This window comes from Mucilaginibacter gossypii, from assembly GCF_900100945.1.
GTDB classification, from domain to species: domain Bacteria; phylum Bacteroidota; class Bacteroidia; order Sphingobacteriales; family Sphingobacteriaceae; genus Mucilaginibacter; species Mucilaginibacter gossypii.
In genome coordinates this window covers 111,962-124,299 of sequence record NZ_FNCG01000017.1, presented here as the reverse complement: position 1 = coordinate 124,299, position 12,338 = coordinate 111,962, and the positions used below count along the sequence as shown (strand labels likewise).

The 12,338-nt window shown below is 40.6% G+C and carries 16 protein-coding genes; all 16 read right to left on the bottom strand.

The annotated features are described in order from the left end of the window. Window positions 1-33 precede the first annotated feature (33 nt). The 16 genes from BLS28_RS24745 to BLS28_RS24670 all read right to left on the bottom strand — a co-directional run bounded on the left by BLS28_RS24745 (window position 34) and on the right by BLS28_RS24670 (window position 12,332). Window positions 34-1,185, bottom strand: a complete 1,152-nt coding sequence (locus BLS28_RS24745; protein WP_091173981.1) for a glycosyltransferase family 9 protein — start codon at window positions 1,183-1,185, stop codon at window positions 34-36. Next, the gene (locus BLS28_RS24740) at window positions 1,182-2,114 is read right to left on the bottom strand and encodes a glycosyltransferase family 2 protein (protein WP_091173978.1); all 933 of its coding nucleotides are present in this window, start codon (window positions 2,112-2,114) and stop codon (window positions 1,182-1,184) included. Before BLS28_RS24740 ends, BLS28_RS24745 begins: the two co-directional genes overlap by 4 nt. Before the next feature lie 8 nt (window positions 2,115-2,122). Further along, window positions 2,123-3,268, bottom strand: coding sequence for a glycosyltransferase (locus BLS28_RS24735; protein ID WP_091173975.1), 1,146 nt, complete (start codon window positions 3,266-3,268; stop codon window positions 2,123-2,125). Further along, window positions 3,247-4,146, bottom strand: a complete 900-nt coding sequence (locus tag BLS28_RS24730) for an NAD-dependent epimerase/dehydratase family protein (protein ID WP_091173972.1) — start codon at window positions 4,144-4,146, stop codon at window positions 3,247-3,249. Before BLS28_RS24730 ends, BLS28_RS24735 begins: the two co-directional genes overlap by 22 nt. Then, window positions 4,143-4,373 carry an acyltransferase gene (locus BLS28_RS31690; RefSeq protein ID WP_371328325.1) on the bottom strand — a complete coding sequence of 77 codons (231 nt, stop codon included), beginning with the start codon at window positions 4,371-4,373 and terminating at the stop codon, window positions 4,143-4,145. Before BLS28_RS31690 ends, BLS28_RS24730 begins: the two co-directional genes overlap by 4 nt. Before the next feature lie 395 nt (window positions 4,374-4,768). Further along, window positions 4,769-5,677: a hypothetical protein gene (locus BLS28_RS24720; RefSeq protein ID WP_091173963.1), complete on the bottom strand. Its 909-nt coding sequence runs from the start codon at window positions 5,675-5,677 to the stop codon at window positions 4,769-4,771. A 4-nt stretch (window positions 5,678-5,681) separates the two neighbouring features. Beyond that, window positions 5,682-6,707 (bottom strand): glycosyltransferase family A protein, encoded by a 1,026-nt coding sequence (locus BLS28_RS24715; protein WP_176844558.1) that lies wholly within the window; start codon window positions 6,705-6,707, stop codon window positions 5,682-5,684. Between the two features lie 42 nt (window positions 6,708-6,749). After that, window positions 6,750-7,163 carry a hypothetical protein gene (locus BLS28_RS24710; protein WP_143020860.1) on the bottom strand — a complete coding sequence of 138 codons (414 nt, stop codon included), beginning with the start codon at window positions 7,161-7,163 and terminating at the stop codon, window positions 6,750-6,752. Between the two features lie 148 nt (window positions 7,164-7,311). Next, window positions 7,312-7,842 (bottom strand): glycosyltransferase family protein, encoded by a 531-nt coding sequence (locus BLS28_RS24705; protein WP_091173953.1) that lies wholly within the window; start codon window positions 7,840-7,842, stop codon window positions 7,312-7,314. After that, window positions 7,835-8,938: a DegT/DnrJ/EryC1/StrS family aminotransferase gene (locus BLS28_RS24700; protein ID WP_091174108.1), complete on the bottom strand. Its 1,104-nt coding sequence runs from the start codon at window positions 8,936-8,938 to the stop codon at window positions 7,835-7,837. Before BLS28_RS24700 ends, BLS28_RS24705 begins: the two co-directional genes overlap by 8 nt. 33 nt (window positions 8,939-8,971) lie before the next feature. Continuing rightward, entirely contained in the window at window positions 8,972-9,976 is a 1,005-nt protein-coding gene (locus BLS28_RS24695) for a 3-oxoacyl-ACP synthase III family protein (protein WP_091173950.1), read from the bottom strand. Continuing rightward, on the bottom strand, window positions 9,977-10,717 hold the full coding sequence (locus BLS28_RS24690) for an SDR family NAD(P)-dependent oxidoreductase (RefSeq protein ID WP_091173948.1): 741 nt from the start codon (window positions 10,715-10,717) through the stop codon (window positions 9,977-9,979). It lies immediately after the preceding gene. Between the two features lie 25 nt (window positions 10,718-10,742). Then, entirely contained in the window at window positions 10,743-10,979 is a 237-nt protein-coding gene (locus BLS28_RS24685; protein WP_091173945.1) for an acyl carrier protein, read from the bottom strand. Window positions 10,980-10,981: 2 nt separating this feature from the next. Further along, the gene (locus tag BLS28_RS24680) at window positions 10,982-11,515 is read right to left on the bottom strand and encodes a GNAT family N-acetyltransferase (protein WP_091173943.1); all 534 of its coding nucleotides are present in this window, start codon (window positions 11,513-11,515) and stop codon (window positions 10,982-10,984) included. Next, window positions 11,516-11,938: a sugar 3,4-ketoisomerase gene (locus BLS28_RS24675; RefSeq protein ID WP_091173939.1), complete on the bottom strand. Its 423-nt coding sequence runs from the start codon at window positions 11,936-11,938 to the stop codon at window positions 11,516-11,518. Then, window positions 11,928-12,332, bottom strand: a complete 405-nt coding sequence (locus tag BLS28_RS24670) for a sugar 3,4-ketoisomerase (protein ID WP_091173936.1) — start codon at window positions 12,330-12,332, stop codon at window positions 11,928-11,930. The genes BLS28_RS24675 and BLS28_RS24670 overlap by 11 nt, the downstream gene beginning before the upstream one ends. Between the last annotated feature and the right edge of the window lie 6 nt (window positions 12,333-12,338).

Sequence of the window (12,338 nt, the reverse complement as noted above, 5' to 3'; positions counted from 1 at the left end):
TTAGTTTACAATAATTTGACGTCAGCGCCTGGTTTAGCTTGCATTATTAAGAATTGATATTGCCTTATTACTGATAACTATAGGATCGACATTGTTGATATTCAGGTTGGAGCCGCGCTTGTATAAATCGTTGAGTAACGCATAATTATCTTTATTGTTAAACTCTTCAGAAGGATAAAACGTGTATATATTGTTTGCAATGGTTAAGGGATAGGGAACAAAACGACCGAAATGGTTGCCATTGGAGATACAAATTGCGGTGGTTTTTGTACCTGTAGCAATATGTATAGCACTGGTATCATTTGAAATTAATAAATCTGCATTGTTAATCAGTTCAATTAATTCAACAAGGTTAGTTTTACCGGTTTTATCTTCAATTTTTTCTTTGTTTTTTGATTGTGATATTATTTCAGTAGCCAGGCATGAATCTGTAGATGAGCCCGCAATTGTAACAGTAATTTTAAATGTTGAATTTGCCATTATGGAATCAATTGCTGTTGCAAATAAGTTTGTCCCCCACCTTCTATACTCCTGGCCCGCACCGGGAAATATTACCAATTGCAAAGCCCTTTTTTCGGTTGACTTACTTTCGGTTGGCAAATTTAATGAGGTACCAATTCTCTGACCAGTAAGGATTTCAATAAATTTGTGATTTCTCAGGTATTCAAAATAATCAGTTCCGGGAACATCTACAATGCTGTCATAAAATTTATAAGAGCGTTTTAATTCTTCTAATGATTCCATATTAGTATCATCCCCGCTGCTGCAAATCTTTTGTTTGGCTCCAAGTTGGGATATAAACTCATCAGTGTGCAATACTCTTGAATGAACCGGATTGATTAAGATATCAAATGCCTTTTTTTTAATGGCAAATGATAATCTTATTTTTTTGTTTATATCATAAATTATTGATGGCGCTATCCAGATAAATTCATCGATGACATCTTTATCATATGCCTCGGCTATATCTTTAAATGCTATATTCCCAAGGAGCGTCAGTTTATAGCTTTTAAATTTTGGTGCGTGTTTGATACATTTTATATAGTTTCTGAAAAGAATGTAATCGCCAAGAGCATCAAGTCTTACAATTAGAATCCGGTTACTTTTAAAAGGAAGCGACGTTTGGTTAAAGAAATGGAATAAGATCCTCAGGATCTTGTTTGTACTTCTTTTTAGTAACATCATGAGTAATATCCAAATACCTTATATAATCTGATCCTGATCCTGTTTAAAAAAACAATTTTCTTCCATTCATAAACAGTGCCGTGAGCATCTGCCGCCCATATTTTCTGATGATCGGCCTCCCATTGCGCCTTCATTTTTGGCGAATGAGTTTTGGCTTGTTCATGCACGTTGGCAACGGAAAGAGGCTCTTTGATTAATGCCCTGCTGTGTCCTTTTACCAGCCTGAGCCATAATTCAAAATCAAGGGAGCAATGAAGCTCCTCCCAAACGGGTTCATGAATGGCGGCGCTCCAAAAAGTGGAGGGCTGCACAAGGCTCGGAATCTTGATAAAATAATCAATAAAAGGCAATACCCGCGTTGTGGTTGTTTTGCCGGACACCACATTGTAGTCGTTCCCGTAACCGTATATAAAATCTGCATTGGTGCTCATAAATTTATTTAACACCTTATGGAAAACGCCTTTAAGATAGTAATCATCACTATTGATCCAGGCATGGTACCGGCCGGATGAAAGGCTGAACCCCTGATTAATGGCATTGCTCTGGCCATTATCTTTTTCGCTTTGATAATAGCTAAGCCATGGGGCATACTTTTCAATAATCTGTTTGGATTGATCGGTACTGCCGCCGTCGATGATGATATACTCCAGGTTGGGATAGTTTTGCAGAAGCACAGCCCTGATGGTTTGCTCCAGAAAACCGGCCTGGTTATATGACGGGGTTACGATGGTAAGCTTAGGCCAGTTTATTCTATTATCATAAATAGTTGGTGCAGCCTGCTCATCCCAGGGCCAGCCGGTTTTGCCGCACGGAGGTGGGGGTAACTGGTGCAATAGTCCGTTTTCGGTACCGGCTACTATGGGCAGGGGCAATTGAACGCCTTTATTGATAAAGTTTGAACGGTAAGACTGAAGATCCGGAAGATTCATGTTTTTGTTCAGTCAATTATCTGTAGAAATGTTCGGCCAAATTTTTCAACGCTTTCATGATAAGTGTTATTTTCAAAGAGCAGGGGAGGGCTTCGATGTTCACTGAACTGCTGAAGCAGTTGCGCTAACTGGTTAACATTATATGGATCAAAAAAGCGTGCCGAACTGTTAACCAACTGCTCCCTGTGAATCTCAATATCTGAAACCAGTAAAAATTTATTCATTAGCTTAGCATCCTCCACAACAGTGCTCCAGCCTTCAAACAATGATGGCTGTATAATGGCAATGGCATTATTCATCAATTGAAGCTGATCACGCCGGTCGATAAAACCCAGGAACTTAACGTTGTTGCCGATGTTATTGTCTTCAACAAACGCTTTCATCTCTGTAAAATAATGTGGGTTTCGGTAGTCGTTGGTATTACCGGTAAAAGCTACGGTAATTTCAATGCCTTCCGCTTTTAGCTCTTTAACTGCTTTTAGAACTACCATCTGATTTTTATGTTTCCAGAACTGGTTAGGGCAGATAAAATACCTTGCGGGCAACTGATATTTTTCAAGCAGTAACTTGATGTTGATATCCTGATACGGAGGATGCGCTACCGCGAAAGGCAGAACGATTACCTTAACTGTATGCTTAGGGAAAATAGATTTGAAATGTCCGAGCGCGGTATTGCTGCTCACAATTAAATGCCCGGCCGAGGCTTGAATTTCCTGCTGGTTTTGCAGGCGCGAGGCAATATCATCTTTACTGAAAAATTCAGGGGCAAAATGTTCCTGGAAATCAGCTACCCAATATATTTTCTTTTTAGCAGCCGATTGTTGCTCACTTTTATAATAAGGAAAAACAGCATCAAGGGCTTTAATTTTCTGGCTAAACAGACGGATTTTAAACAGCCGGTTTGTTACCCTGTTTAGTAATTGGAAACCTTTGTTTGCTTCGCCCGAACCAAGCTGAAAGCTGATATAAGGATAGTTGAATTTTTGCTGCGCCGTCCTGAAACTTTCGTAACTATCAGTAAGCAAAATAATATGCGGCTTTTCCTCATCATTAAGGACGTTTAACGCATTTACCAGGTTTTCGATATAGTAAGTGCCGCCGATCCAGTTTTCGTTGTAGGTGTAGCTTAGTCCTATTCTTTTCCTTTTAGCCATTTACAATAGGTATTAATACCATCCTCAAAATTTACTTTTTGTTGGTAGCCCAGGCTAATTAGTTGCCTGTTATCGGCTTGCCAGTATAACGGATCGCCAATGCGGTTGGTGCCTGTAAATGACAAGCCGCCGCTAAAGCCTATATATTTCAAAAAAGTTTCGGCTGCTGTTGTTATAGTGATGGTATTATTATTAGCAATGTTTGTAATGCTGAACCCGGACTTGTCGGCATTGATAAACAGGTTAATGGCGTTTACAATATCGATAACATGAATAAATTCGCGTGTTTCGTTACCGGTACCGAACAATGTGATATTTGTTTGAGTCTGCGATTTTTTGTAAAGGTCCCAAAACAGCTGTTTTTTCAAACCGGCTCCATATGCCGAAAACACACGGAATATATGAACATTTAAGCTAAAATGATCGTGATATAGCTGGCAGAGCTCTTCGGCTTGTTTTTTATGCACACCATAGGGTGAAAGCGGATTAAGCGTATGGGACTCTGTAATAGGTAGCATTTGCGGATTGCCGTAAACTGCCGCGCTCGATAGCTGGATGAGCCTGCAATTGCCATTACCTTCTTTTATGGCATTGAGGATGTTCACAAGGTGATGAACGTTTAGCAAGTAATCACGCTCAGGATTATTGAATGATTCGGGCACTGACGCAGCCCCTGCACAGTTAATACACCAATTAAACTGTTGCTCATGAAATACCTTCTTAAAATCTGCGTTGGTGGCATCAATTAAAAAGTAGTTGGGATCGTCATATTCTACCATTACATCAGCGCCATATACTTCATAATCTGGTTGACTTTTAAAATAGCTGTAACAGGCCGAACCGATAAATCCTTTGGAGCCTATGACAAGTATTTTCATTGCTGTGGTAATGTTTTTATAAAACTTGCCGGGTTACCGGCAACCATGGTAAATGGTTCAACATTTTTAGTAACCACTGCTCCTGCTGCTACGATAGCGCCTTTGCCAATGGTAACTCCTTTTAAAATTACAGCGTTCAGGCTGATCCAGGCGTAGTCATCAATTATTATCGGTGCAGTGTGTACGTTGCCTTTATCGGCCCAGTGCCCGTTGTGTACCAGGTCCATCCACCGTTCGGCCCTTTCAATGGCTTCAAGCTCATGCGCATTTGTGTCCATAATATTTACATTATGTGAGATTTGCACAAAATTGCCAATGGTTATGCTTTCGCCTGACCAGATCCTGGTGTGATCGCCAATGTAGCAGTTTTCGCCAATCACAATTTTACCGCCGTACTTAAATATATTGAGCATCCCCCGGATATGGGTTCCTTTGCCAACTACTATTCTCGATTTGTCGAGCGAGTTCGAAACTACCGCCTCCGGATAAAAAGTGGCCCCGAGATCGGTAATGCTTAATTGAATGTTGCGTTTTGCCTGTTTTTCATTAAGCAGGTAAATTAAATGGACAAGGTTTATTTTTTCAAAAAAGCCAAGCAATAACCGTTTTATGAATTGTTTCATTATGCTATCTTAAAAAATTTAAGCGCCCTGTGTATAACAGAAATTTTGTATTTTTTGTTAAGCCGCGCGTAAACCTGTTTTAAATAAGCGGTATCCAAAAGCATTTTTTTAGGATGTTTTAGTGGGAATATCATTGTGCCTAATGGTAGATCGGCAATAGCATCATCTGCCGAATGCATATGTGTCCCATTTCCATAGCCTATATTTTTTACAAGATTTATGCAAGGATTAACTGCCATGCCACCGTTGATCAGAATGCTATAGAACCATTGAATATCCCAGGTATTTAATGATTTGTTAAAGGATGATTCAAACATGCCGTAATAACTATGGTACCAGTCGGTAGTGCCAAGCTGCATTTTAACCTTATCCTTTGTTTGCTGCTTGGCCCAGTCTTTCATTTCTATGTCATAAAGGTTCCATGCACGTTTCCAGGTGGCCCAACCCCAGATACCGCCATGCCCCCAATGATATGATTGGGCATCTTTTTTCCAGCCATCGGTTAGTAAATTTGAACCTGATATTGACATTACCCTGTCGTCAAAACGGTATTTTGTCAACAGATCCTCGCAAAAGGGGAAAAATGTTCTATCGGGCAGGCAGTCATCTTCTAAAATGACTCCTTCGTTAACATTTTCAAAAAACCAGTTGATGGCTTCGCTAACTGCCGATTTGCAGCCGAGGTTTTTATCCCTTAATAATGTTTTAACTTCACAATCCCAGTTTATGCGCTCAATTACCGAACGTGTTTTGGCGCACAGGTCGATATCATCGGGTTTATCAGGCCGTGGTCCGTCGGCAGCTATATACAGGTATTTAGGTTTAATTTTAGCTATGGCTTCAAAAACCATTTCTGTAAAAGCCGGGCGGTTAAATATTAAAAAAAGTATCGGTACGGAATATCCCATAACCTCAATGGCTTGTGAAAGCCTGGGCTGTTTTTACAGTTTTTAATAATTGTTTTATATGCTGGTACTGGTTTTTTATTAGTTGCCTGTTAGTTAGCAGCGATTTGAGCTGGCCACATTTTTGATAGTATAAAATTTTTTGTTCGATACTAACAGTCCGGAATTTAATAGTCTTCTGATAAACCAAGTTAACCGTTAACTTGGTTAAGGATTTTGCGGTGGAAAGCAGATCTTGATTTATGATTTGTTCGATAGATGGTTTATTATTAACCAGTGCGAAATAGCCATTGAGCAAAGCGCTGCTGTAGTTTAGCCAAAACGCTGCTTTTAATATATAATTGATATTTTGCCTTTTAAGCGGAACAAAGTGTTTAAATTTCAGATTATCATCAGCTATTATTTTGTAGCTCATTAAATGGCTCATCAAACATATTTCAACATCTTCGCCCGAAACCAGCTTTTTGCCTATGCGGCCGGTTGTTACCTGGCGCCAATTTGCGTTCTTCAGTTCAAGCAGTATACTTTTCCGGTAAACAGATCCGGCACCATAAACCCAATGGCTACCGACTGCCCAAGTTTGAGGACCCCAAACGGTAGTAAATTTCAGCAGGCTTTCGGAAAGTAGGGCAGGTTGTTCCGCTTCTATTAATCCACATCCCCCCAATACACCTATTTGGCTATCACTGTTCATGATTTTAAAGGCACGCTCAATGTAATCGTCGAAAAGCCAGTTGTCATCATCGCAAAAAAGAAGGTATTCATATCGAGCGTGATTTAAACCCATATCCCGCGCATGACTTAGCCCTGCAATAGGTTGGCTCACAACGCTGAACGGAACATCGGTTAAATTGTGTTTTCCCCATTCGGCCCTGGCTGTGTCCGCTGTGCCATCTGTTGATGCATTGTCAACAATAATAACCTCCCATCCAACACTTCCCGGTACCTTTTGTAAGGCCAGGTGTTTAATGGTTAGGGGAAGCCGCGCGCTGCTGTTATAACAGCAAAGAATAACCGATATGCCGGTACTCAAGTTATTGAGGAATTGGATAACATAAAACTACAAGACGATCGATCAAGCCAGTTTATCAGAATGATTTGATTTTGGCAGCATCATAGCAAGCAATTCCCGCTTCATAGCACTATTTAATATAAACCTGTTAAGCATTTTCTGGTTACAAGCTGTAATTTCTTCGCTTGTCAAGGCTTGATTTTGACTTATATTTATTATCAGATCCATCAATTTATCACGTGTGTGACAGTAAGCAATTACATTATCGCACTCGTTTTTAAGCGATTTATCAATGTTATAAAAAATTGTTTTAAATCCGTTTTTGATACTTTCCAAACCTGAGAAGCCGGTAAATTCACCGATGGTGAAGTTGATAAAATATCCGTTTTTTATTTCATCGCTTAGTTCACTCATAGGAATCGATTTTTCAGTAAATGCGATGTTTGAGGAAACATTAAGCCGGCTGGCCATATCCATAATGTTTTGATAAACTTTCGGGCTATATACCGTGCCTATGAATAGTATCTGGACATCGGTGATCCCCTTGTTTTTTAACAAGTGTAGTATTTTTATCAGATCAGGGAAGTAATTCTTGTCTTCAGCGATTCTTGATATGACGTTTAAATTAATCATTCAAAAAAAGTGGAAATAAGCCTCTTTTACATTTAAATACGGCGTTCCCGTAATGGGTATCGAGCTCGTTTAACTGGTATTGATTAATGCAAACCAGAGTGTCATCGGGGTTGTCAAAGTATGTTTCCGGAAAGTTATAGGTACCTTGCGCCGCATTGGTTACATGCCAATAAAACCGATGATCATGATTAACTGTGTCTTTTACCCTGTAAATATTATACAAGCCGATCACATGGACACTTTCATATATGCTATTGGCAAGAAATTTTAATTTTAACCTCCAGTATATCGACCTCAACATTTTTAAAGGGGCTCTGAAGTTCTTTATTACGTTGAGCCGGGTTCTTACTACTCTTATTTTCTTCTGTTTAAAAATCAGGTCGTAATATTCCTGGTTGTAATTATCAAGGATCAGTATAGTTGGGGCAATTTTGTTTTGCTGGGCAAAAACAGCAAGTTCATGAACAAGTTTCTCAGCACCTCCAATTACCAGGCCACCATTCACTATCAAAATTTTACGCATAAAACTTTTTGATAGTTTTAGTTACGTACTCAATTTCTTCATTGCTCATGCCCGGATTCAGCGGAAGGCTCAGGCAGGTTTCTGCCAATTCCTCAGCTATCGGGAAGTCACCTTTTTGGTAACCGAGGTGCTCATACGCTTTTTGTAAATGGGCAGGTACAGGATAATGGATCCCGGTGCCTATTCCATTGTTGTTTAAATGTTTCTCCAGCTCATTTCGTTTTGCAGTACGGATTACATATAAATGGTATACATGTGATGATCCTGAGGCGGTGGCTGGTAAGATAAGGCCGTCGATTCCGTTAAGTTGACGGGTATAGGCAGAAGCTATGGTCTGCCGCTCAGTTGTCCATCCATTCAGATATTTCAATTTTACCGAAAGAAAAGCAGCCTGCAGTTCATCAAGCCTTGAGTTTACACCGATAACCTCATTGTAATATTTTTTTTCGGAGCCATAATTACGCAGCAGGCTTGCTTTTTGTGCGAGGCCGGTATCGTTGGTGGTTAAAGCCCCTGCATCGCCATACGCGCCCAGGTTTTTTATTGGATAAAAACTGGTAGCGTTAATGTGGCCGAAGCTGCCGGTAAGCTTGTTGTTGTATGTGCTGCCCTGCGCCTGTGCGTTATCTTCAATCACAAAAAGATTATGCTTATGGGCTATCTGGATAATAGCGTCCATTTGGCAGGCTTGCCCGTAAAGGTGTACGGGTATGATCACTTTTGTTTTTGGGGTGATGGCTGCCTCAATCAAACGTGGGTCTAAATTATAAGTATCCTTATCGGGCTCAACCGGTACAATGGTAGCCCTTACCTGCGACACGGCGAGCCAGGTGGCTATAAACGTATTTGAAGGTACGATGACTTCATCGCCTTCACCAACTTCAAGCACCCGTAGCGCAATGCACAGGGCATCAAGTCCGTTGCCTACCCCAATGCAGTATTGTACGTTATTGAAGGCAGCGTAAGCATTTTCGAAATCACTTACTTCCTTACCAAGTATGTACCATTTATTTTGAAAAACGCGCTCAAACGCCGCGCGAATCTCTGCTTCAACTAAATTATTCTGACTGGTTAAAGATAGAAACGGAATATTCATCGGGTTCAACTTTGAGCCGTAGGCTTTTTGCTTTTATATAAATGTTATTACGGTTCCGGCCCATGAGTAGCCAACACCAAAGCCGGCCAAAAGCCATTTTGTTTGCGGAGTAACCTGTTTTTCTTTCATGGCTTCATCAAGTGCAACGGGTACCGATGATGATACCGTGTTACCAATAGCGGCCATATAGATATAAAAGTTTTCGGAAGCTATATCCATCTTTTTACGCAGGTGCTCCAGCATGTACCGGTTGGCCTGGTGCAGGATAAACTGCCCGATTTCGTCTTTGCGCACACCGTTTTTTTTAAGGGTATCTGTTATTAAAGCAGGAATCTCTTTAGAGGTAAAAGCAAATATTTCGGGCCCGTTCATATATAAACTTCCTAATGATTGCTCATTCCCATAGTCATCATGTACGGTGTCGGCACTTTTTTCAGGGTAACGGATGGCTCCCTGCTTTACCATCAGATTTTCAGCACCCTTACCATCCGTACCCAATTCAAAGTTGCCTATAGCCGCAAAGCCTTCGGTGCTGATGAGGGTAGCGGCGGCGGCATCACCAAAAATGGTACGGTTTCCCTTATCTTTAGGATGTATGAATTTTGAATAGGTTTCGGCCGTGAGCAGCAAGATATTGGTGGCTATACCTGCCGCTATAAGACCCTTGGCTAAAGCAAGGCCGTACACGTAGCCCGAACAGCCCAGGTTAAAATCGAGTGCGCCCGCTTTAACCGGAATACTCAGCTTATCCTGTATAATACAAGCTGTTGAAGGCAAAAAATAGTCTGGGCTTTGGGTACAATATAATATAAAATCAATTTCAGTTGGATTGATGTTATGCGCGGCAAACAGTTTTTGTGCCGCGGCTATCGCCATATCTGACGCAAACTCATCCTCGGCAGCAATGTGACGGGTGCTGATACCTATTTTGTTGGCTATCTTCTCTACTCCCCATTCGGGAAACAGGGCCGACAGATCAGCATTGGTAAGCTGATTTTGAGGCAAGTGGTATGAAATAGCTTTTATAAAGGCCTGCATTTACTGTATGGTGAATCCCCCGTCTATTATCAGGGTGCTTCCGGTTACCCACTTACTGGCGTCAGATAACAGGTAAATAGCTGCGTTGGCAACATCAATTGGTTCGCCAAATCCCAAGGGGTATTTTTTTTCATCGTCTTTCAGCTGCTCCTCTGTAAATATAGGGTCGTAGATGAGTTCGGTTTTTATCATGCCCGGAGAGATATTATTGACCCTGATCCTTTGGGCAGAAAGTTCAATAGCTAATACCTTTTGCATAGCATTTATGGCGCCTTTTGAAGCGCTGTACATCGCGTTGCCAACAGTTCCAACATAGTTGCCGGCAATGGATGATATAAATACGACCGATCCATTTTTGTTTAGCTTTTTAGTTTTTAACAGCTTATTGATCAAAATAGCGGGTGAGAAAAAATTTGTTTCGAAGATCGAATCCAGGTCTTTCCTGTTTATAAATTTAAAAGGCAAAGTTTTTACAATCCCGGCAGATAATACGACGCCATCTAAATTCGGCATTAACTCAATCAGGTTGTCCTGTTCCTGCTCAATATCAAGATCGGCAACATATTGGGTGCCGGGTACTTCCAGCAAGTTAAAAACGTCTGACAGTCGTTGCTCGTTTCTGCCGGTAATAAAAGTTTCGGCTCCCATTCCTGAAACGCTTATAGCAATTTGCCTGCCTATGCCTGATGAGGCGCCGGTAACCAAAATTTTTTTACCTTTTAAACAGAATGGGTTATTCATAGGATATTAACGTAAGTGCCTGGGTTTACGAATTTGATTTTTTCAATACAATATCGTAGATGTCCTGAATAACTTTTGAGTTGCGGATATCATCGCCTGTTAGTCTGACTGCGTAAACGTCATCTACCATGGCAATCACTGAAAGTGCTGTCATGGAGCTCCACTCGTCGTTTTCTTTGAATAATGTTTCGGCAGTAAAAGAACTTGTATCCAAGTCGTCAAACTGATCAGCAAATTCGCTTATAAATTTTTCAATATTCATAGTTAAGTTTTAGGTTGTATTATACTTATTAAAAAACTAACCTTGCGTTTAACGCTCTCCTCATCTATTGTAAAATAATAGTTGAGTTCGTCTTCACCTGTTATTGTTGCAAACATTTTATGAAACCGTAACACTTTTTTATTGTCTTTCCTTACATCAAACACACATCTTTTATTTTTTAATTCGCTGGCTGCAAATTCAGAAATAAACAGATCTGATTTTATGCTTACAAATTCATCGCATCCGGGTTTTATGATCCAGCTGCCACTGGTGTAGGTATCAGCCGTTATATCATACAATCTTATAACTCCGAGCGGCTGATAGTCATGGTCAGAAAATAAAAAGTAATATTCCTGCCGTTTTTTTTCCCGCTTTTTATATGCTCTAATCCATTCAATTTGCTTTTGCAAATTATTGTCGGTATGTGTCAGGTACCGGGCGTGTACCGGGTCGGTTCTTAAACTTAAAATAAATTCGGCATCGCTTTCCTCAACCAATCTAAATATTAAGTCAAATTTACAAAAAGGGAACTCCACTTATAATGATTTGTAATCTTTGAACTGTTTGTACTCTCTTAGATAATCGGCTTCTGTATACAACATAGAAGCTAATACAAGGCAAATAGCACCCGACGAAAAATTTGAAATATCGCGCCAGATGCCGGGCTGGATATGCAACCCTATGTACGGGCGGTTTAACTGTACTGTTTTTTTGTTGATACCATCGTCAATAGTGATATCAAAGCTGCCACTGGCTGCTACGATAAATTGTTCAAGCTGCTTATGTCCGTGCGCCGCGCGTGATTCTCCTCCCGGGATATCATACAAATAATATACCCGTTTAACAGCAAAGGGGATATGGATATTGTTTTCAACAGGAGTGATGTTACCGGCCCGGTTATGAATACGGTTAAGGTGGATGATGTTACAATCAAAAACAGTTGATATTTTACCTTCCATGTTTGCAACTCACAAATTGATCAAAACCCCTGATATATTCATTTACATCATACTTGCCGTTGGTCAGGATCAGGGCAAGTGAATTGGTCGAGAAGTTCTCAATCTCCCGCCACATCATTTTCGGAACATACAGCCCATAATATGAACGGTTAAGGCTATACCGCATTTCCTTTACACCATCATGAAGCACAACGTCGAAGCTGCCACTAATAGCGACAATAAATTCCTGCAGGTTTAAATAAGCGTGGCCGCCACGCCGTTCGCCGCCGGGTACGTCATAAATCCAATAGGTACGCTCAATTTTAAAGGGGATATGGTTGTTTTCTTCAATGAAAGAAAGGTTTCCCCGGTCGTCTAAAAACTTGGGCAATTGTATGATGCGCGGGGCTTCCATATGCTG